General features: G+C 43.0%; 13 protein-coding genes and 1 pseudogene. 6 read left to right on the plus strand and 8 right to left on the minus strand.

Going from position 1 to position 22,934, the window contains the following annotated elements:
• Nucleotides 1-4: 4 nt before the first annotated feature.
• Nucleotides 5-2,104 carry a TonB-dependent receptor domain-containing protein gene (locus tag FTV48_RS09145; RefSeq protein ID WP_074383098.1) on the minus strand — a complete coding sequence of 700 codons (2,100 nt, stop codon included), beginning with the start codon at nucleotides 2,102-2,104 and terminating at the stop codon, nucleotides 5-7.
• 193 nt (nucleotides 2,105-2,297) lie between these two features.
• Nucleotides 2,298-2,936, minus strand: coding sequence for a Fe-S biogenesis protein NfuA (gene nfuA, locus FTV48_RS09150; protein ID WP_005096238.1), 639 nt, complete (start codon nucleotides 2,934-2,936; stop codon nucleotides 2,298-2,300).
• Between the two features lie 159 nt (nucleotides 2,937-3,095).
• Here nfuA and FTV48_RS09155 point away from each other — a divergent pair, with 159 nt between their 5' ends.
• Both FTV48_RS09155 and FTV48_RS09160 read left to right on the plus strand, forming a co-directional pair.
• On the plus strand, nucleotides 3,096-3,713 hold the full coding sequence (locus tag FTV48_RS09155; protein ID WP_005096237.1) for a rhomboid family intramembrane serine protease: 618 nt from the start codon (nucleotides 3,096-3,098) through the stop codon (nucleotides 3,711-3,713).
• A gap of 219 nt (nucleotides 3,714-3,932) precedes the next feature.
• Nucleotides 3,933-5,474 (plus strand): hypothetical protein, encoded by a 1,542-nt coding sequence (locus FTV48_RS09160; protein WP_180000103.1) that lies wholly within the window; start codon nucleotides 3,933-3,935, stop codon nucleotides 5,472-5,474.
• A 152-nt stretch (nucleotides 5,475-5,626) separates the two neighbouring features.
• Here the strand turns inward: FTV48_RS09160 and FTV48_RS09165 are convergent, their stop codons facing one another.
• Nucleotides 5,627-7,246, minus strand: coding sequence for an inorganic phosphate transporter (locus FTV48_RS09165; RefSeq protein ID WP_005096235.1), 1,620 nt, complete (start codon nucleotides 7,244-7,246; stop codon nucleotides 5,627-5,629).
• A gap of 532 nt (nucleotides 7,247-7,778) precedes the next feature.
• On the opposite strand from FTV48_RS09165, the gene metH reads away from it, so the two are divergent.
• On the plus strand, nucleotides 7,779-11,465 hold the full coding sequence (metH, locus tag FTV48_RS09170) for a methionine synthase (protein WP_005172040.1): 3,687 nt from the start codon (nucleotides 7,779-7,781) through the stop codon (nucleotides 11,463-11,465).
• Between the two features lie 87 nt (nucleotides 11,466-11,552).
• Here the strand turns inward: metH and FTV48_RS09175 are convergent, their stop codons facing one another.
• On the minus strand, nucleotides 11,553-13,667 hold the full coding sequence (locus FTV48_RS09175) for a nuclease-related domain-containing DEAD/DEAH box helicase (RefSeq protein ID WP_159138423.1): 2,115 nt from the start codon (nucleotides 13,665-13,667) through the stop codon (nucleotides 11,553-11,555).
• A gap of 286 nt (nucleotides 13,668-13,953) precedes the next feature.
• On the opposite strand from FTV48_RS09175, the gene dhaK reads away from it, so the two are divergent.
• Entirely contained in the window at nucleotides 13,954-15,684 is a 1,731-nt protein-coding gene (gene dhaK / locus FTV48_RS09180) for a dihydroxyacetone kinase subunit DhaK (protein WP_005172053.1), read from the plus strand.
• Nucleotides 15,685-15,772: 88 nt separating this feature from the next.
• Here dhaK and FTV48_RS09185 read toward each other — a convergent pair whose 3' ends face one another.
• The 3 genes from FTV48_RS09185 to FTV48_RS09195 all read right to left on the minus strand — a co-directional run bounded on the left by FTV48_RS09185 (nucleotide 15,773) and on the right by FTV48_RS09195 (nucleotide 18,765).
• Nucleotides 15,773-17,047 (minus strand): glutaminase, encoded by a 1,275-nt coding sequence (locus tag FTV48_RS09185; RefSeq protein ID WP_100355297.1) that lies wholly within the window; start codon nucleotides 17,045-17,047, stop codon nucleotides 15,773-15,775.
• Between the two features lie 219 nt (nucleotides 17,048-17,266).
• Nucleotides 17,267-18,073 (minus strand): SDR family oxidoreductase, encoded by an 807-nt coding sequence (locus FTV48_RS09190; RefSeq protein WP_159516416.1) that lies wholly within the window; start codon nucleotides 18,071-18,073, stop codon nucleotides 17,267-17,269.
• A gap of 20 nt (nucleotides 18,074-18,093) precedes the next feature.
• The gene (locus FTV48_RS09195; protein ID WP_005172058.1) at nucleotides 18,094-18,765 is read right to left on the minus strand and encodes a hypothetical protein; all 672 of its coding nucleotides are present in this window, start codon (nucleotides 18,763-18,765) and stop codon (nucleotides 18,094-18,096) included.
• A gap of 174 nt (nucleotides 18,766-18,939) precedes the next feature.
• Here FTV48_RS09195 and FTV48_RS09200 point away from each other — a divergent pair, with 174 nt between their 5' ends.
• On the plus strand, nucleotides 18,940-21,834 hold the full coding sequence (locus FTV48_RS09200; protein ID WP_180000105.1) for a valine--tRNA ligase: 2,895 nt from the start codon (nucleotides 18,940-18,942) through the stop codon (nucleotides 21,832-21,834).
• A 47-nt stretch (nucleotides 21,835-21,881) separates the two neighbouring features.
• Here the strand turns inward: FTV48_RS09200 and FTV48_RS14955 are convergent, their stop codons facing one another.
• Nucleotides 21,882-22,718: a hypothetical protein gene (locus tag FTV48_RS14955; RefSeq protein WP_257222946.1), complete on the minus strand. Its 837-nt coding sequence runs from the start codon at nucleotides 22,716-22,718 to the stop codon at nucleotides 21,882-21,884.
• A gap of 90 nt (nucleotides 22,719-22,808) precedes the next feature.
• Here FTV48_RS14955 and FTV48_RS09210 point away from each other — a divergent pair.
• A pseudogene (locus tag FTV48_RS09210) lies at nucleotides 22,809-22,934 on the plus strand (beta-ketoacyl-ACP synthase I); the annotation flags it as partial.

Genomic DNA, 22,934 nt, shown 5'->3' on the forward strand with positions numbered 1-22,934 from the left:
TTGTTTAGAAGTTATAGGTCAGTCCGACAAAGACTTCCTGACGATCCAGATAATAATCATTTGAAGCATTTACTAATTTTTTATCAAATAAATTATTGAGACCACCTCTAACAGTCACTTGATCGTTCACTTCATAATTCGCAGATAAGTTAAATACCGTATGTGGTTTTTGCATCACCACCGTATCTTCAATACTTGCCGTATATTGTTCACCGGTATATTGCGCTGCAAGTTCCAATGAAAGTGGATCAGTGGGGGTCCAGTTGAGTGCACTATAAACGGATAACTCGGGAATCGTTGAAAGATTTCTGCCAGTTACTAAGTTTTTTGATTCAAAATAATAGGTTGCATTGGTCTTCCAGCTTAAATTCTCTAAAAGTGGTAATGCCACACTTGCTTCCAAGCCCCGTACACGCGCTTTTTCAGCATTTTGATATTGTGTCCACCACACCCCATTAATTTCTCCTAAAGCACGATATTCAATTTTATTTTTAAAATCTGTGTGGAAATAAGTTAAACCGAGATCAAAATCATTTTGAGCAAAATTAAATCCAAGTTCATAGTTGGTACTTTCTTCAGGCTGCAGGTCTGCATTACCCGCCATATAACATCCGCCCGATACATAGCCTAAAGGTTTCAAGGATGTACATCCATTCCCCCCTGAACGCGTCGCTGCACCTGCAGTATTCTCTTTGAGTGAAGGAGCTCTAAAGCCCTGAGCAACACCACCTTTAATGGTCAATGCATCATTTGGTTGCACCACCAAATAAGCACGTGGACTATTATGTGTGCCAAATTTATCGTGATGATCAAAACGATTACCAAGGGTCAAATTGACTTGATCATTAAAAACAATTTTATCTTCAACGAACAATGCCCAAGTATCTCCTTCTAGCTCTGAACCATATTCTTTGCCGTCATAACTTGGAATAGCCAGCCCAATATTACGGGTATTAACCAGTTCTTCTGATTTCCATTGACCTCCCACTGTTGCAACATGCTCCACACCTAATTTAAACGGAATATTGAGATTAGCTTCTACAATGCTTTCCTTGGATTTTTGTGTGGTCGGCCCAGTCTCTGTCACCTGACTTTGATCATAATCATTGTAGTAAGCCGTAATTTTTGAATCACCGAAACCCCATTGAGCATCATGTGATAGAGACACTGAACGATGTTCTAACTCAGATGGACCCCATGCTAATAAAGCCTGTTCTTTACCATCCACCACCTGAGGCGTGGTCGAGGCATTATTCTCTTGCAAGCCATAACCCAGCTCTAAAGATAAGCTATGAATATCGTTCGGCGTATAATCGAACTTTAAGTTCGCATTCTGATCACGACTACCCGATTGTCCGGTTGCTTTACTTCCTGCCATTCCGGGAAGATTACGGTCAGAGATTTGATAGCCTTGATCCGCTTCCTGTTCAGTGATCCCGACTGTCGCACGCATACCTAATGTATCGGTTAAAGGGCCATATCCCACGAGTCCTGATTGAATGGTTCGCCCTAAATCCGAAGATGTCGTTGGCATGGTATGGTTTAAGGTCAATGAGCCACCCCATTCTGAAGGGATTTTTTTGGTAATGATGTTGATCACTCCACCCATCGCATCAGAGCCATATAAAGAAGACATGGGTCCACGTACAACCTCAATACGTTCAATCATTTCTGGTCTCACCCAGTTTAGATCTTGATGTCCTAGGTTTGCACGATAATTGGTATCTCGAGAAGAGCCCACACGTTTACCATCAATTAAGATCAGCGTGTAATTGTCAGGCATCCCGCGTAATTGTATTTTTGAACCTGCCCCATTTGAACTTAGGCCCCCTGTTACGCCGGGCACGCGTTTCAAGATATCGGCCAGACTTGAAACAGGCTGTTTCTGTATGTCTTCTGCCGTAATGACACTAATTGAAGCTGGCGCAGATTTAACATCAACTGCCTGTCCACTCGCAGTCACCACAATCGTTTGTAATTTGGTCGCATCAGCCTGTACGATTCCCTCTTTTTCTTCAGTAACTTGGTCTTGCGCTTGGACTGAAACAGTCATTGCTGTAAATACTGCGAAAGCTAAAGTTGTTTTTAAGAAGGGCTTATTCATACCTTGCACGTCCTAAGAGTTATGAAGAGATCATGTTTATTCGGTTGCGAAGTGTAACAGGGATTTCCACAAATGCAATTACTATTGATAATTATTATCATTAACATTTATTAAACTTAAAGCCAGATATAAAAAAACCTCGAAAGTTCGAGGTTTTTTAGAATGCGATAAATGAACTGTTCTATAGAACAGCTTATTTCATATACGCACCTTCAGATTGGCTATGATCCGTTTCATCAACGACATGCATCAATTCAGGAATATGCTGCTTTAGCGTGGTTTCTACCCCTTGTTTCAAGGTGATATCAATCGCTGAACAACCCTGGCAACCACCGCCAAATTTAAGCACCGCTGTTAAGCCATGCTCTGGGTCTTCTTTGACTTCAACCAGTGCACAGTTACCGCCATGCCCTGCCAGACCCGGGTTAATTTCAGACTGCAATACATAGGTAATACGCTCTTCTACCGACGCATCTGGCCCCACACGTGGCACTTTAGAGTTCGGTGCACGGAAGGTCAGCTGACCACCAAAACGGTCTTTGTTGTAGTCAATCACGGCATCAAGTAAATACGGAATAGATGGCGAGTCGATAAAAGCAGGGAACTCAGGGTATTCCTGCTTATAATCTGTCGGTACAACTTCATCAGGTGCACTATAGGCCATGCAACATTCAGCGCGAGGAGTACCCGGATGTTCTACAAAAACACGCACACCAATACCCGGGGTGTTCTGTTTATCCAGTAAATCCTTTAAATACTCTTGTGCTGTTGGTGTAATCAATAAGTTGGGAATTTCACCAACAACTGGAGTGCTGCTGTTCTCAGTCGACATAACAATAATTTCCTCAAGCTCAGACGGCTATTTTAACTGAAGATCGGGGGGAATTTTTAAAAATCAACTAAAATTGTCGGATTTATTATAAAAGTACAACTTTAGTGCAATTTTAATGGCATCATAATTGGCAAATAGGCACCATTAGAATTACTTTATATGCTTGATTTACCTTTTAATCACACCGTTACCATTATTCTGATCACCTGTATTGTGTCCTTTATTGCCTTCTCTAAAGAGACGGTGATGAATCGCCTGATTTTCTGGCCACCGGCACTGCAACGTGGACAATATGACCGCTTTATTAGCCATGGTTTTATTCACGCCGATGGAACTCACCTGCTATTCAATATGATTACCCTGTTCTTTTTTGGCAGTGTGATCGAGAGCTTTTATCGTCAGTATTTATATGATCTGGGTTTTATTCTGTTCTATCTGGGCGGTCTGATTGCAGCTATTATTCCAAGTTATCTGACCCATAAAAATAATCCGCGTTGGGCCAGCCTTGGTGCATCAGGTGCAGTCTCTGCAGTGCTGTTTGCCTATATTCTGTTTGAGCCGTGGAAGCTGATTTTTGTGTTCTTTATACCGGTTCCTGCGATTATTTTTGCCGTGCTCTATGTGGCCTATAGCATCTGGTCAGGCAAAAAAGGCAATAGCAACATTAATCATAGCGCGCATTTGTGGGGAGCAGCCTACGGCGTGATCATGACCATTATTCTGGAGCCACGCCTGATTCCGCATTTCCTGAATAAACTGATGCAGGTTCCGTTTTAATCAGGGTTATTGAAGGCTAGAGAAATAAGGCTACATATAAGATAAGCTTGATATTTCCGCTAAAAATAAATGAGAGCGCCATGGCTCTCTTATTTATTTGAAACATCTCGTAATATATTAAAAAGTCATGATGTCACTTATTGCCAATCTTGGAGTGAATTTTGCAGCGATAATGTATACATCTGTATATTAATTACTGTCATTTACGAGATATTTTGCATGTCCACTACACCAGACGGTCTTCAATTTCCGCTTCAGTCCAATCAACAAAAACCAAGTAGCTCAAAAACAGGACGCGCGATCATCGCAGCAGCTTTGGCCAATGTGAATCAGCACAGTGCTGCACAGGCACAATCAGAAAAAAACTGGCGCAAACAATATACCGTGCATTTTAAGCAACTGGTCGAGCAAGGGCTAAGCTCGCCTGAAGCCAGCCTGAAAATTGCTGAAGATGGTCTGGCACAGGCGCATCAGACCTTTGAATTTTACCGTGATGGCCAGAAGCATTTACTGAAAGATGCCCTCACCTTGCCCGCCGATCAACTACATAGCTTTAAATTGACGGGAAGCAGTCAGGCTGCACCAGAATGGTATGTGCCCTACCACGGCCAGAAGCTGCAAGGCGATGCCTTAGTGAAGCAGATTGAACGCTGGGAAAACCAAGGTATTATGGAAAGCAGCCATGCCAATGCCCTGCGTGAATGTGTGGCGCACCCAGAATGGTTTGATTTGTCAGATCGAACCATGGTGCTGTTTGGTGCTGCATCTGAAGCTGGCCCTTTGACCTGGCTGGCAAAATGGAAAGCCAATATTGTAGCGATTGACCTGCCAAACACCCGGGTATGGGGCAAGATTGTCGATACCATCAGCCAAGGCAATGCCACGCTGTATGCGCCCTGTACTGAAGCACTTGCAGAAGATACGCCTGACGATGTTCTAAAAGAAAAACTCGGTGCCAATCTTTTGACTCAGATTCCCGAGATTGCTAAATGGCTATTACAGTTTGAGCCGGATCTGGATCTGGCCGCAATTGCCTATCTGGATGGCGAGAAGCATGTCCGTGTTTCGATGGCGATGGATGCCATCATGAAATATGTCAGCGAACAAAAAGCCAATACCAGCCTGATGTATATGTGTACCCCGACCGATGTCTATGCGGTTCCAAGTGAAGTGATTGAAGCATCAAAAGTGAAATATGCGGAGCGCTCGAAAGCACAGACACTGATTTCCAAAGGTGTATCGACTGTAAGCCGCAAACACTTTTTTCAGAAAAATGCGCATGAGCTGATTCAATCTGGTGACCAGTCTTATGGGATTTGTGACTGTCTGGTCGTTGAACAAGGCCCAAACTACGCGCTGGCAAAACGTATCCAGCAATGGCGTGCTACCTTAGCGCGTGCTCAAGGCCAACGAGTTAGCATCAATATTGCGCCTTCTACGACCACTTATTCAGTCACCAAGAATCCGCTATTAAAAGCTGCGTTCAATGGTGCCAGCCTGTTTGATGTCGAAGCTTTTGCACCTGAAACCACAAATGCACTGATGGCAGCCCTGTGGATTCATGATCTGCGTAATGCTACCTCTGTGGCCAATCCTGAAGTGAAGCTGAATCATCCACTGGAATTGATGATGCAGGGTGCGAATCATGGTGGTTTGTGGCGAGTGGCTTATCTGGCGCGAACTGCATTACCTTTTGCTGCCCTGTATGGTTTTGCGACAGAGAAGTTACCCAAGGGATTATTGAGTAAGCTTAAGAAGTAATTGATTTCCTTGACTCTACCCTTCTCCTAGAGTCAATATTATTTTTATTCAAAATTCTCCCCCTCTCCCCAACCCTCTCCAAGGGAGAGGATTTTAAAAAACTTCATAAAAAAACGCTGCCGAAGCAGCGTTTTTTTACTTATCTAATAATATTAGAAAACTTTAAGTAACAACCAGTACAAAGTACCTGATAAACAAATTGTGGCGGGTAAAGTGAAAACCCAGGCAGACAGAATGGTTTTCACCATCTGGAAGTTCAGACCTGACTTATTCGCCACCATGGTACCTGCAACCGCAGAGTTCAATACATGAGTGGTCGATACCGGCATCCCGAAACCATCCGCAGCCGCAATGGTCGACATCGCCACCAGTTCAGCAGACATACCCTGACCATAGGTCATATGCTGCTTACCAATACGCTCACCGACTGTCACCACAATACGCTTCCAGCCAACCATAGTACCCAGACCCAGCGCCAGAGCAACGGCCACTTTCACCCAGGTCGGGATGTATTGCAAGAATGAATCCAGACTGTCACGGTATTGATCTACCGTTTTGTCCTGTTCAGCCGTCATTGCAGGTAAAGCTTCTGCTTTGTCCAAACGCTTGAAAGCTGTGGTACTTAAGTACATGTCATTCCGGAATTCTGAAACCTGTGCTTCAGGCACTTCCCTAATGCTGCTATAGCTACCGACTTTTTCACCTAAATGATCTGTGAGGCTCGCCAATGCAGGCACCACTTCAGGGGTGATTTCTTTGGTTTGGATATAAGTCGTGATGATCTGACGCGCTTTTTCATCTTCAATATCCGCATGGTCTGGATAAATCGCATTGGCCGTTTGCGCAGACAATTGACCAAAAGTCTGGATATGCTGTTGATCTAAGTTTTTGTTGAGTGAGTACGCCATTGGTACACAGCCAATTAAAATCAACATGATCAGCCCCATGCCTTTTTGACCATCATTTGAACCGTGCGCAAAGCTGACACCGGTACAGGTAAAGATCAAAATGGCACGAATTAAAGGGGGTGGCGGTTTATTACCTTCAGGTGGCTGGAACAGCTCCACCTGTTTCTTGAAGATTTTTTTCACCAGCAAGAACAGCACAGCGGCAAATGCAAAACCGATTAAAGGCGAAAATAACAGCGCCTTACCGACTTTCATCACCTGCTCCATGTCTATACCCGATGCACCGCTGCTCGCGTGCAGAATGTAGTTCATGATGCCCACCCCCAGAATCGAACCGATCAGGGTATGTGAGCTGGATGCAGGAATACCAAGAAACCATGTTCCCAGGTTCCAGACAATCGCAGCGATCAGCATGGCAAACACCATGGCAAAACCTGCTCCGGAGCCGACATTCATGATCAGCTCAACAGGTAACAGTGCAATAATACCGTAAGCTACCGCACCACTGGCCACCATAACCCCAAGGAAGTTACAGAAACCGGCCCACATTACAGCGACAGGCGCAGAAAGTGCATTGGTATAAATGACCGTGGCAACCGCATTGGCAGTATCGTGGAAGCCATTGACGAATTCAAAGCCCAGCGCAATAAACAATGCCGTCGCCAGGAGAATAATTGAATATAAACCCAGTGCAGGAACATGCGCTAAATCGGCAGACAATTGAAAACCGATATAAATAAGAGTAGAGATAATGACAGTTAGAAAAACTGGCATAAAGAATTTTGGTGTCGGCACGTGAACATTGGTCGACTTGTGCGAAGCCGACTCGTGTGCTGAATCTATGGGAGTTTGATTAGGATTCATGCAAGCAGGAATAGAGGATTCAAGAATTCCCCTATTGTTCAGTTAAATTGTGACAATTATATGACAAACTGCTGTCATATGAAGCAATAATTAGATTTTCTTGCTGCTATTCGTCCTGTTTAATCCCGAGTAAAACACTGCTGTTTGATTCAAGAAATCATCAACTTAAGATAAAATTCCAGCTTTTCAGAACTCAAAAACGTGTCCTGTTTTTGCGCTTAAAGCTTTGAAACTCCCTCTACGCTTAAGATGACCATAATTTCTATGTACAGAGCATAGTCAATAAATATGACAATTTCATGAATAAAAGCATCAGCTTAATTTTTCAAATATATTTTTGCCAGTTTTAGCCAGATCCCATTTTAAAGCTGAATACGGCATAGACCGGATAACAAAAACCTGTCTTGTTCTAACTGACTTATCAAATTTTCATATCATGTATATCCATCATTCTGAGAAAGGAGGCGCAGAATTCAAGCATTAATTCTGCTAATATGGCCGATGTTTTTTGATTTCTACTGAGAAAGTTTGAATGTCGACACTTGCCACCTTAAAAGAACTTCTTGCCAAGAAAATTTTAATTATCGATGGTGCGATGGGTACCATGATCCAGCGCCATAAACTGGAAGAAGCCGATTACCGTGGCGAGCGTTTTGCTGATTGGGCTTATGATCTGAAAGGCAATAACGACCTGCTCGTTTTGACACAACCACAAATCATTCAAGGTATTCATGAAGCTTACTTGGAAGCTGGCGCCGACATTATTGAAACCAATACCTTTAACGGTACGCGGGTTTCGATGTCTGACTATCATATGCAAGATCTGGTTCCCGAGATTAACCGTGAAGCCGCGCGTCTGGCCAAAGAAGCCTGTGCCAAATATTCAACCCCAGAAAAACCACGTTTTGTGGCAGGTGTGATTGGTCCGACATCACGTACCACGTCTATTTCTCCAAACGTTAACGATCCAGCCTTCCGCAACATCACTTTTGATGCCTTAAAAGTGGATTATATTGAATCAACCAAAGCGCTGATTGAAGGTGGTGTCGACATCATCCTGATTGAAACTGTATTCGATACTTTAAATGCCAAAGCTGCGATCTTTGCGGTGAAAGAAGTCTTTAAAGAACTGGGCTATGAACTGCCAATCATGATTTCAGGCACCATTACCGATGCATCTGGCCGTACCTTAACCGGTCAAACCGCAGAAGCGTTCTGGAACTCGATGCGTCATGCAGAACCGATCTCGATTGGTTTTAACTGTGCGCTTGGTGCAGATGCGATGCGTCCACACGTCAAAACCGTGTCGGATGTAGCGGATACTTTTGTTTCAGCACATCCTAACGCTGGCTTGCCAAATGCCTTCGGTGGATATGATGAAACACCGGAAGAAACTGCAGCTTTCATTAAAGAATTTGCGGAAAGCGGTCTGATCAATATTACCGGTGGTTGCTGTGGTACCACACCGGATCACATCCGCGCAATTGCACAAGCAGTGGAAGGCATTAGCCCGCGTCAAATTCCTGAGATTGCGCCTGCCTGTCGTTTAAGCGGTTTAGAACCATTTAACATCACCCAGGATTCATTGTTTGTGAACGTCGGCGAGCGTACCAACGTCACCGGTTCGAAAAAATTCCTGCGTCTGATTCGTGAAGAAAACTTCGCCGAAGCACTCGATGTTGCCCGTCAGCAGGTTGAAGCCGGTGCACAAATTATCGATATCAACATGGATGAAGGCATGCTGGATTCACAAGGTGCCATGGTGCACTTCCTGAATCTGATTGCGTCTGAGCCGGATATTTCACGTGTGCCGATCATGCTCGATTCTTCTAAATGGGAGATTATCGAAGCAGGTTTGAAATGCGTGCAAGGTAAAGCCGTGGTGAACTCGATTTCCTTAAAAGAAGGTTATGACGAATTTGTCGAACGTGCCCGCCTGTGCCGTCAGTACGGTGCAGCAGTGATTGTGATGGCATTTGATGAAGATGGTCAGGCCGATACAGCAGCACGTAAAAAAGAGATCTGTAAGCGCTCTTATGATGTGCTGGTCAATGAAGTGGGCTTCCCTGCTGAAGATATTATCTTTGACCCGAACGTGTTTGCGATTGCGACAGGGATTGTAGAACATAATAACTATGCGGTTGATTTCATTGAAGCGACTGGCTGGATTAAAGAAAATCTACCCCATGCCATGATTTCAGGTGGTGTCTCTAACGTCTCGTTCTCATTCCGTGGTAATGAGCCAGTACGTGAAGCGATTCACTCAGTGTTCTTGTACCATGCCATTCAAAAAGGCATGACCATGGGGATTGTGAATGCCGGTCAAATGGCGATTTATGATGACATTGATAAAGAATTAAAAGCTGCCGTTGAAGATGTGGTTCAAAACCAGAATCAAGGCGAAAGTGGTCAGGATGCAACAGAACGGCTGCTGGCTGTCGCTGAAAAATATCGTGGTCAAAGTGGTACGCAAAAAGCCGAAGAAAACCTGGAATGGCGTAATGAATCTGTTGAAAAACGTCTTGAATATGCACTGGTCAAAGGCATCACGACGTATATTGACCAAGACACTGAAGAAGCCCGTTTAAAATCAACCCGTCCACTGGATGTGATTGAAGGCCCATTGATGGCAGGTATGAACGTGGTTGGCGACCTGTTTGGTGCCGGTAAAATGTTCTTGCCGCAGGTGGTAAAATCTGCGCGTGTGATGAAGCAGGCAGTGGCTTGGCTGAATCCGTTTATTGAAGCTGAGAAAACCCAAGCTGAAGCCAAAGGTAAAATCCTGCTCGCGACGGTAAAAGGTGACGTACACGACATCGGTAAGAACATTGTCGGCGTGGTGCTGGGCTGTAACGGTTATGACATCGTGGATCTGGGCGTGATGGTGCCGTGCGAGAAAATCCTGCAAACCGCAATTGATGAAAAAGTCGATATTATCGGTTTGTCTGGTTTGATTACGCCGTCTCTGGACGAGATGGTCTTTGTTGCCAAAGAAATGCAGCGTAAAGGCTTTAACATTCCACTAATGATTGGGGGTGCGACTACCTCTAAAGCGCATACGGCTGTGAAGATTTCACCGCAATATCAAAATGATGGTGTGTACTACACAGCTGATGCTTCACGTGCCGTGGGTGTGGCAACACAATTGCTTTCTGCCGAGATGAAACCAAAACTGGCAACGGACTATGCGGCGGATTATGAAAAAATCCGTACACGTTTAGCCAATAAGCAGCCGAAAGCCGCCAAATTGTCTTATGCAAAATCAATTGAAAATGGCTTTAAAATTGATTTTGGTGCACACACTCCAGTAAAACCAAACTTCATTGGTTCGGAAACTTTCACCAATTATCCACTTGAAACCTTGGTGGAATATTTTGACTGGACACCGTTCTTTATTTCTTGGAGTCTGGCGGGTAAATTCCCGAAAATCCTGGAAGATGACGTAGTTGGCGAAGCAGCACGTGACTTGTTTGAACAAGCACAAATTATGCTGAAAGATATCATCGAGAATAAACGTTTCGATGCGCGTGCCACCTTCAGCATTTATCCTGCCAACCGTGTGGCAAGCGACACTGTTGCTGTGGCAGATGAAAATGGCAATGTGACCCATACTTTTGAACATCTACGTCAGCAGTCGGATAAAGTGACAGGCAAAGCCAACTATTCTTTGGCGGACTTTATTGCACAGAAAGATGTGGCTCAGGATTATTTGGGTGGTTTTACAGTTTCAATCTTTGGTGCGGAAGAGCTGTCGCAAGAATACAAAGCCAAAGGCGATGATTATTCTGCAATTATGGCGCAGGCTTTAGGTGACCGATTTGCTGAAGCATTTGCTGAACATTTGCACCAGCGTATCCGTAAAGAATTCTGGGGCTACCAAGCAGATGAACAATTGTCGAATGAAGATTTGATTAAAGAGAAGTATGTCGGTATTCGTCCTGCACCGGGCTACCCTGCGTGTCCTGAACATTCTGAAAAAGCGCCACTCTTTGACTGGTTAGGTACAACTGACAAGATTGGAACTTACTTAACCTCTAGTTTTGCAATGTGGCCACCTTCATCAGTCAGCGGTTTCTATTATGCAAATCCTGAAACTGAATACTTTAACGTGGGTAAAATCTCTGGCGACCAGTTGGAAGATTATGCGAAGCGTAAAGGTTGGACGCTGGATGAAGCGAAACGTTGGTTAGCGCCGAATTTGGATGATTCAGTGGTTTAATCCCCCTCGATCCCCCTTTGATAAAGGGGGAAGATTCCATTCGTATCGAATATAAAAAACCCCTCAAGTGAGGGGATTTTTTATTTTTCAATCAATTAGTCTTAACTTTCTCAATCGCGAACGAATACCACCCTCTTTACGTGAATGTCGTTTTGCAATTTCTTTAATAGACAGCTTTTCATCCATAAATGCATCAATCAGACGAACTTCCTCATCTTCTGTCCACTTTTGCCCAATCATTGAATCATTGATATTTTCTATATCTTCTTGGGAAATGGTTACTTCAGATTTTTCAATACTAACTTCCACCGAGCTTTCTTCGACGTCCAATAAACTAGTTGCTTGCTCATAGATCTTTTTAACATCGGCAAGAAATCCTTTATTTTCACATCCCAGGATAAATAGTTTATTTTGTGCACGAGTCATACCCACATAAGCAAGTTTTCGCTCGGAATCTAAATCACGATTTTCACCGAGTCGTGGCATGTAATCTAGCCCAACGAAAAAAACATGTGGAAACTCCAAACCTTTGGATGACTCCACATTCATAATTTTAATTGAATTTTTATTTAAGTCTAATGCCTTCTTCTCTACGCTGCTAAAAATAAATTCTGCTTCAACATTTGGTATATAAGTATTTAATTTTGACTTCAACTCACTCACAAAAATATCGTATACGGCTGATTTTGCCTGTAATACAGCAATCTCCCTTGGTGCAGTTTCTGATTGCAACAATTGACGAATTTTCCGAGCGATCAAATCGGCCAAGTGACGGACATCATTTTTATGATAAATACTTGGATATTCTCCTGTTTTACATTCGCCTGTGTCAGGATCTAAAATACGATCGTATTCGTCATTATTTTGTAAGCTATCCGGTTGTTTAGAATTCAAAAATGCTTTGGCAATATCTAAAATTTCTTTAGTATTACGATAACATTTATATAGTTCTACTGGTTTTTTACCTTGAACCTGCAAGCCAACAGAGCGCCAGCTTGGCTTTTTGCGGTTGAAAATATTTTGTGCAGGGTCATAACAGAACAAAATATTGTTACTCTCAGATTTCACTAGTTTAGATAGCCCAATAATCCATTCCTGCGCAAAGTCTTGTCCTTCATCAATCAGAATAGCGTCATATAATTCAGCGTCTAGTACATCCTTCTTTTCCAGGTAATCCAGTAAAATGTGCCCCACCCGGGTATTATATTCGGACTGCTTTTCCTGAAGCAGCATAGATAAATTCGCTCCAGTTAGCTGCTTGACAAGGCTATGAAAATTAAGAACTTCAATTTTCTTATTAAAATCATCACCGAACATATGCTTTAAATGGTTGCATAAAGAATTGTTATAACAAACCACTAAAATCTTATAGTCAGGATAAATTGTTTTTAGATACTTGGCACGGCATGCTAAAACCAAAGTTTTGCCACTTCCTGCTACACCTTTTAAAATACGATGCCCATCACCAATATTTTTGGCAATTGATTCTTGTGTTAAATCTAAAGCTTTAATTTCTTGTGGCTCTAAGGCAAATAGCTCATCTTGTTTAAACTCATTGACACGAATTTCCGGAAAAATCATATACCGAAGAAATTTCTCTTCCGCCTGAGTTAAAGGTTCAAATGGAAATGCAACATCTTGGAAAGCCTTAATTAATTTTTGTTTAAACGTTTTATTTTCGGCAACTAAACGTAAATCATCCTTGTATATGGTCTTATGCTCGGAGCTAATAGCTGGAAAGCTGAGTCCAATCCCCTTAGCATCCTCTTGTTTTAATTCAGTATAAATCACACAACTACTGATCGGAAACTTAACATTTCCTTGATAGGGACCACTCTTTTGTAAAAATATCGCAGTCTTTTTGAATTGATTTAAAATATTTAGCATGCACTTACGTACTTGCATTTCAGGATTCTGAACAGACACTATTTTAGTGTCATTTTTATTATAAAAACGTCCTGTGAATGTATCTGGATTTAGTGTTTCAAATCGTTCTTTTGACCAATCCTTGACTTCAACTACTAATAAACCATGCTTTGGCAACCACACCAAAAAATCAGTATAACGATTTAATGCTTTCGGTTCATACCAGATAATAGCATTTTCATCTTGAAATATATGTTCCAATAATTGGTAAACTTTCCTTTCCCCACTACTGGCAGATCTTAAGTGTTGTATATTTGGAGGAATGAGTTCAGCCACGATAATATTTTCTCTAAATCTTAATTAATAAATTGAATGATATATCAAAGAAAGCTCACTAATCTAATAGCACAATCAAATTCCAGTTCATCTTTGTAAAAGGTAATAGGTTTTACTTCTTAATAGAGAAATTAAATCAAACAATATACATATCAAAAACGTTATTTTTCTGACTCATTCATTAAAATTTATCCGCTTTTACATTTTTAACTCTGCAAAAATCATTACTTTCTATAATAATAGAGCAATAAATTTATCTCCCAAATCAATCACTCTTGGTGTTCCAATGAAAAAACTCATCAACAACCCTGAAAACCTGGTTGTCGAAATGTGCAAAGGCTTTGTCCTCGCTCATCCAGAACTCGCATTTACCGAGTCACACAAAATCATTTCAAGAAAAGCAAAACATAATAATGTCGCACTGATCAGTGGTGGCGGCAGCGGTCACGAGCCGGCACATGCAGGCTTTGTCGGCGCAGGTATGTTAGACGCAGCCGTTTGTGGTGACGTATTTGCATCACCTTCACAAATTCAGGTCTACAAAGCATTGCAGCATGTCGCAACAGACAAAGGCGTGCTGATGATCATTAAAAACTATTCTGGCGATATGATGAATTTCCAGAATGGTGCAGCGCTTGCAACAGATGACGGCATTAACGTGGATTACGTCAAAGTAGCAGATGACATTGCAGTCAAAGACAGCTTATATACTGTCGGTCGTCGTGGTGTTGCCGGTACAGTATTGGTGCATAAAATTGCCGGTGCAGCTGCATCAAAAGGTTTAGAGCTTGCGGAAGTCAAAGCTGTGGCTCAAAAAGCTGCGGACAATGTCATTAGTCTTGGTTTTGCTTATAGCTCATGTACCGTTCCTGCCAAGGGCACACCAACCTTTACTCTTGCCAATGATGAAATGGAATACGGCGTGGGCATCCACGGTGAACCAGGGATTCGTCGTGAAAAAATATTGCCATCAAAAGAACTGGCACAACGTATTATCGATGACCTGTTTCTTGACCGTCCTGACCTGACTGAAGTAGCGGTATTGGTCAATGGTTTTGGTTCAACGCCAATGCAGGAGCTGTATGTCTTTAACAACGATGTTTGCGAACATTTGGCACGTAAAGGCATCAAAATTTATCGTACTTTTGTCGGTAACTACATGACCAGTATCGACATGAACGGTGCATCAGTATCTTTACTTGCGCTGGATGCTGAACTTAAAACCTATTTAGATGCAGAAGCCAATACCCCTGCATTTAAAACGGATGGTTCACCTGCACTACCTTTTGAATTTGCAGCAAAAAATGCAGCAGCTGAACGCAGCGCCAATACCGAAGTTGAAACCCAACCTGAACATGCAATAATCAGCAATGAGCAATTCACGATTGAGAATATGCGTTATGTCGTCGATGTCATGGCGGCTTGCATTATTAAAAATGAAGTGCCTTTCTGCGAGTTAGATGCACATGCCGGCGATGGTGATTTCGGCATGAGCGTGGCCAAAGGCTTTAAACAGCTAAAACGTGAATGGCAAAGTCTGATTCAAGCACAGCATATGGATGAATTCATGCTGAACTGCTCAATGATCATTATGGAACACTGTGGCGGCGCATCAGGTCCAATCTGGGGTTCAGCCTTCCGTGCCGCGAGTAAGGCCATTCAAGATAAAACCAGTTTAACTGTCGCTGACTTTGCTGAAATGTTGCAGGCGGCAGTCAAAGGCATTCAAGTGACCGGTGAGCGTTCATTTGGTCGTGGTGCCGTGGTGGGGGATAAAACCCTGATTGATGCCCTAGTACCATGTGCAGATTCATGGTCTGCCAATACCGGCAAGACTTTTAAAGAAAACTTTGTCTTGGGTGCAGCGGCTGCGGTAAAAGGTGCAGAATCGACTCAAGAGATTGTGGCACGTATGGGCCGTGCCGGTACGGTCGGTGACCGTAGCTTAGGCTATCCGGATGCCGGTGCACATGGTTTAGGTGTGATCTTTAGCGACATTGCAGCACATATTAAATAAATCATTTATTAAAAAAGCCTCGAATCATCGGGGCTTTTTTTATTTCCAGGATACAGCCGGTGCTCAAGCAAGACAGCAGAAAGAACGTCTATTGAAATTTTTCTAGATACTTGTTCAGGTTTTCTTTGACCACGACCCTTTTATTGCCCTTCATCTGTGCTTCACTCAAAATTCCTTCCGAGTCAACCACCACAACAGGATGACCATCCTTTTTCAAACGCGCCACGCCTTCAAATAACATGCGGGCGCCGACATTATGAATTAGGGTCAAATTGGTCAGATCCAGTATAATTCGTTTTTTGCCTTCCGGTTCATCTTCCAAAATACGCAGCAGCATTTCCGATTCAGTAAACTGCAATACGCCACGCAGTTCATACACCACCACATGATCGCGTTTTCCAGTGAGATAACGGTTTTGTAAAATGGTTTGTGCCGACGGCGTCCCTTCCATTAAATGTAGCCCCATTTCCCGGGATATACGTTCAAAGATATCGACCCCACGCGCGCTATGCCCATGTTCATCAATTCGTGGAGAAAATACGGCGATGCCCACCTGTCCAGGCAATACGCCAATAATGCCGCCTGCGACCCCACTTTTTGCCGGAATGCCCACCGTGGTCAGCCAGTCACCGGCAGCATCATACATCCCGCAAGTGAGCATCACGCTCAGGACTTGCCGCACCACAGAACGATCCAATAATTTTTTACCGGTCTGCGGCTGAATCCCACCGTTGGCGAGTACCCCGGCAATCATCGCCAGGTCTTTGACCGTCACCTTGATTGAACATTGCTTGATATAACCATTGACAATCGCTTCTGGATCTTCTTCCAATACTCCTACTGTACGCAGCATATAACCCAAGGATCTGTTACGAAACGCTGTTTTCAGTTCGGAGGTATATACATCGGTATCAAAACTCAGTTCACGTCCAGCCAAACCGCTTAAAAAACGGCGCAACTGTTCCGCCCGGGATACTGTGCGTTTATAGGGAATCAGGGAATGGGCAGTAATGGCACCCGAATTGATCATCGGATTTTTCGGAATATTGGTGTCTTTCTCCAGTGAAATCTGGTTAAAGGCCTCGCCCGAAGGTTCCACGCCCACTTTTTCCATGACCTTGGTCAGGCCAACTTTCTGCAAGGCCAAGGCATAGGCAAAAGGCTTGGACATGGACTGCATGGTGAACTCAACCTCGTCATCACCGGTGGAATAGATCGTGCCATCTACGGTGGAGAGTGCCAAAGCAAACTTCTCTGGATCGACTGCTGCCAGCTCAGGAATATAGTCGGCCAAGGCCCCTTTATCATTGTCTTGGCAGGAGCTTAAAACATGCTTGAGATAATCTGGCACCGGTGTTTTCATCGAATGAGCGTATTCCAATTCACTATTATTTTTAACTAACATAGCGGTTTTTGACTTAAGTACCAGAGTGAAAAGGTAATTTTCTGCATATCTGTGTGATGGGTTGTGCACACTTTGCGTCAGCTCCTCCAGAAATTAAATTGTAGGTTTGTTCATAATTTTCTTTTTAAGAGCGATCAAAAAAGGGCAATACTGCCCTTTTTATTGAGTCTGGATGATCTATTTCACCTTGGTTCTGCGAATCATCTTGTACAGGACTTTTGGCGAAATACGCGACACCAGTACCCCGAGTTTTTCTTTCTTGCCGCCAATCACGATATATTCTTCGCCACTCTGCAAAGCTTGTACAGTTTGACGGGCAAAATCTTCTGCGGACAGACCATTTTCAATCGCTTCATCTGCATGCCCTTGCGGCTTCCCTTGACCATTTAAAGCGTTCAGGGACACATTGGTTTTAACAAAACCGGGGAAAATCACCGATACGCCAACCCCCTGATCTGTCACTTCAGCACGCAGGCTGTTGGCCCACATATGAATTGCTGCTTTGGCTGCGGAATAAGACGCGCGATATTGTGTACCGAGCAAACCTGCAACACTGGAAATAAACACGATACGGCCGGTTTTTTGTGCCAGAAAATTTGGCAGTACGGTTTTGGTCAAAAATACCTGCGAGAAATAATCGACTTCCATAATGGCGCGTTCAGTCTGCATGGTGGTTTCTGCAATCAGGGCACGCTGACTGAGTCCGGCATTATTGATCAGCCAGTCAATCCGGCCTTTTTGTTGCACAACCTGCTCATAGGCATGGCGAACCTGACTTTCATCGGTGATATCAGCCGTGATGGAAATATGCTGATCCGGATTGATCAGGCTTTGGCGCACATTTTCCAGTTCTTCATGACGGCGCGCAGTCAATACCACCTGCGCTCCCTGTGCGGCACATTGCTGTGCAATCGCCTTGCCAATCCCTGAAGATGCGCCAGTAATCCAGACCACTTTTCCATTTAAACTTTCAACTTTCGCCATGAAATCCTGTTTCCTTTGTTTTAATAAATATGGTGCGGCCTTTCATCTTCCAGAAATGCCAGTAAATGCTCGAAATAATAACGCATCGTATCAGCATCATAGATGCTACCGAGCTTGTCAAAACGTTTATAGCCGAGCTGGGTGGTTAGGTGAATCACCCCATTTAAGGTTTTATCGACCACAACATTAAACTTCAACAGGTTTTTCGGTTCACGGATCAGACAGGTCACGCCCTGATCAACGACCTGGGTAAAGGCTTTGAGTGCCGGCGAGACATACTGATGATTGCCGGTTTTCATCTGATCCACACAACCCAGTAACTCCATCACCAGCATCTTTTCCACCGGATAACGCACAAAAACATCGCCGTCATGCGTATAGGTCATGCGATGCAGATAATTCACCATGGGCATGAGCCGTTCATTGCCAAATAAGGAAACCGACCAAGGCATATATTTACGTGTCGTCTCAATAATGTGCTGAATCACTTTTTCAGATTCACTGTCGGGAGATTTCGCGATCTGCACCATCTGACCAAAAATCTGGTCAATAATTTCACAGGCCATATCGGCCAGATTTTCACCGAGCGGTTTAGCCAGACTGTCTGGATCACCGGCATTTAATCTAGAATGAAGGTCGATAAAGCGCTGATGGGTTTCAGGCTGGATCTTCAGGGAAATGCTATAGCTCATCTTGTTATCCTTTTTAATCTTCTGCGATGAGTCGCGTTTTTTATCTTTGCATCATACGACGAGTTGCTCTGCATGCCAATTGTCTAAAGTTTGCATTTGGTTAAGCTGCCGCATGCACTATTTTTTTTGCTACAATAGATCCAATTTTTCATCTACTTTTGATCTGTTTAGACTATGACTGATTCAGCGCAAAATATCGCGACAACTTACGATCCGACTGAGATCGAGAAAAAATGGTACCAAACTTGGGAAGAACGTGGCTACTTCAAGCCGTCTGAAAAGGGCGAGTCTTTCTGTATCATGATTCCGCCGCCGAATGTCACCGGTAACCTGCACATGGGTCATGGTTTTAACAATGCCATTATGGATGCATTGACGCGTTATAACCGTATGTCGGGTAAAAATACCCTGTGGCAGCCGGGTACGGACCATGCAGGTATTGCAACGCAAATGGTTGTTGAGCGTCAGCTCGGTGCAGAAGGCATTAGCCGTCATGACCTGGGTCGTGAAAAGTTCATCGAAAAAGTATGGGAATGGAAAGAACAGTCTGGCGGTAACATTACCCGTCAAATCCGTCGTTTAGGTTCGTCTGTAGATTGGTCACGTGAACGCTTCACCATGGATGAAGGTCTATCCAATGCGGTTAAAGAAGTATTTGTTAAACTGCATGAACAAGGTCTGATTTACCGTGGTAAACGCCTGGTTAACTGGGATCCAAAACTCCAAACTGCGCTGTCTGACCTGGAAGTTGAGTCTGATAAAGAAGAAGCAGGTTCACTGTGGCACTTCAAATATTTCTTTGAAGACAAGTCACTTCGTACCCACGATGGTAAGGATTACATCGTTGTTGCAACAACACGTCCTGAAACATTGCTTGGTGATACTGCGGTTGCAGTTGCCCTTGATGATGAACGTTATGCAGACTTGGTGGGTAAAAACATTATCCTGCCAATTACCGGTCGTAGTGTTGCCATTGTCAAAGATGAATATGTCGACAAAGAATTCGGTACCGGCTGTGTAAAAATCACCCCTGCACACGACTTCAATGACTATGAAGTAGGTAAACGCTGCGAATTGCCAATCATCAACATCTTCAACAAAAATGCTGAAGTGCTTGCTGAGTTTGAATATATCGCCAAAGCGGGCGAGCAAATTTCTAAAACTATTACTGCACCTGCAGAGTACATTGGTTTAGAGCGTTTTGAAGCACGTAAGAAAGTTGTTGAACAGGCCGAAGCTGAAGGCTGGTTAGAACAAATTCAACCGTACACATTGAAGCCACCTCGCGGTGACCGTTCAGGTGTGATCGTTGAGCCGTTATTGACAGACCAATGGTATGTGAAGATCGCTCCGCTTGCTGAACCTGCGATCAAAGCGGTTAAAGATGGCGACATCAAATTCGTACCTGAGCAATACAGCAACATGTACATGGCCTGGATGAACAACATTCAAGACTGGTGTATCTCTCGTCAATTGTGGTGGGGTCACCGTATCCCGGCTTGGTACGATGCTGAAGGTAATGTTTACGTAGGTCGTGATGAAGCTGAAGTGCGTGAGAAAAATGGCATCCCTGCTGATGTTCAATTAGATCAAGACGAAGACGTGTTAGATACATGGTTCTCATCGGGTCTTTGGACATTCTCAACTTTAGGTTGGACGGGCGACGAAGCGAAAGATAAAGAAAACTATTTCTTAAATACCTTCCATCCGACTGATGTACTTGTTACTGGTTTCGACATCATCTTCTTCTGGGTTGCCCGCATGATCATGATGACCATGCACTTCATGAAAAATGAAGATGGTACGCCACAAGTTCCGTTCAAAACGGTGTATGTACATGGTTTGGTACGTGATGGCGAAGGTCAGAAGATGTCTAAATCTAAGGGTAACGTGCTTGACCCATTAGACTTGATTGACGGTGTTGATCTTGAAACCTTAGTACAAAAACGTACTACAGGACTTATGAACCCGAAACAGGCATCGAAGATTGAAAAATCAACCCGTAAAGAATTCCCTGAAGGGATTCAATCTTACGGTACAGATGCGGTTCGTTTCACATTCTGTGCGCTTGCCAACACCGGTCGTGACATCAAATTCGACATGAAACGTGTGGAAGGTTACCGTAACTTTGCCAACAAAATCTGGAACGCAACCCGTTTCGTGATGATGAACTGTGAAGAGCAAGTGATTGGTCAGGAAGTTCGCCAAGACCTTTGGGAATTGCCTGAACAGTGGATCGTCAGCCGTCTGCAAAAAGCGGAACAAGCGGTGCAAACTGCATTTGCTACTTACCGTTTAGACTTGGCTGCACAAGCAATTTACGAGTTCATTTGGAATGAATACTGTGACTGGTATGTTGAGTTAACCAAGCCTGTTCTAAATGATGAAAACATTTCAGTTGAGCGTAAAGCTGAAATTCGTCGTGTTCTTCTTGCTGTAATGGAAGCATCTTTACGTTTAGCGCATCCGTTGATGCCTTACTTAACAGAAGAAATCTGGCAAACACTTGCGCCGAAACTCAACATCGTTGGCGAAACAATCATGTTAGCGCAGTACCCTGTTGCTGACCAAGCGCTCATCAACGACCAAGCTGAAGCAGATATGCAATGGCTGCAAGGTTTGATTGGTGCGGTACGTAACATTCGTGGTGAGATGGGTCTAGGTAATGCGCGTTTGTTGCCTGTTCTGCTTCAAAACACGACAGATGCAGAAAAAGCACAGATTGCTCGTATTGAACCGTTGTTTAAAGCATTGGCGAAAGTTGAAAGCATTACGTTCTTGAGCGATGCTGAACAACCGCCATTGTCTTCATCAAGTGTTATCGGTCATGTATCTGTATTCGTTCCAATGAAGGGCTTAATTGACCCTAAAGCGGAATTGGGTCGTCTACAAAAAGACTTAGACAAGGTTCAAAAACAGCATGACCAAATTGAAACTAAACTTTCTAACGAAGGTTTCGTAGCGAAAGCACCTGCGGCTGTGGTTGAAGGCGAGAAAGTGAAACTTGCTGAGTTTGCTGATCAGTTAGCGAAGATTAAAGCAAATATGGAGCAGATTGCGGCGCTTTAATGCTGTAATTTGATTCAAAAAATCCCCTCAAATGAGGGGATTTTTATTTACTCTTCTTCCCAATCAAAATCCTCATCCTCCCAATTGATATAAGAAGAATCATCTAAATAACGAGTAAAAGTGAATTCATTTAAATTTTCATAAAAATGAATTAATTTATTTACTTCTCGATCGACTATATTTTCTTGCTCTAATGTTAATTTTGGCAAATGTATATCATGACGACCACTTTCGGCTGCAAAAATATTACCCTGATCATATATTGCTTCTGTCTTGTAATTACCTTGAGCTAAATCATGACCAAAATAATGAGCAAATTTTTGCCATTTCCATGCTTCAATCAAATCATTCTCTTTTAATTTTTTGATTTCATCGAATCCATCACAGACGATTCGATCAAATATATCTCTTAGGCATTCTTCATTACCACGCTTTGTTAATTCCAATTCTATATCTGATGGATAATTTGAATGACTATAGTCATACATATCTTCATCAAAATCGTCGTCATCAACGTAATGATCATTATCTCCAAATTGATAAAGTTCTAGCTGAGCAGGAAAACTTCCTAAATCAGCAGCAATTTTTAAATACTTTATATAGTTATCTTTATATTCATCATTACGTTCTTTTTCTTTAATAAAATTATCTAAGCCTGCTTTCCAAGTTGGACTAATTTCTTTACCTTGCAAATATCTATGATAAAGATAATTCATATCTTTATTCTGCTCATCAAAATCACTTTCACAATCACTATAAAATTGTGCAATCAAATATGGATAAATAGAAACCTGAGGGAACTCTATAAAGGTTTTTTTCAGCCGTTCTAAAACATTGTCATGCAGTGAATCATCATCCAAAGCATGTCTAACAAGCTGACTCATTTCCTCATTTGTTAAATATAAAAAATGATAATTTGAAAGATGCTTTTGAAAAAAAGGTGCTAGCGCAATTGAGACGTTTAATTCCTCACAGCGATTTATTCGGTTCTGATGATGCAAAATGACTTTATTGCTCCAAACATCAACGTGACTGAGCTGGATGAAGGCGCGAAACCGTTTGATATCGTGCTTGAAAAACGTGACGCAAAATTGAATACT

It is taken from the genome of Acinetobacter sp. YH18001 (genome assembly GCF_013416975.1).
GTDB lineage: Bacteria > Pseudomonadota > Gammaproteobacteria > Pseudomonadales > Moraxellaceae > Acinetobacter > Acinetobacter pseudolwoffii.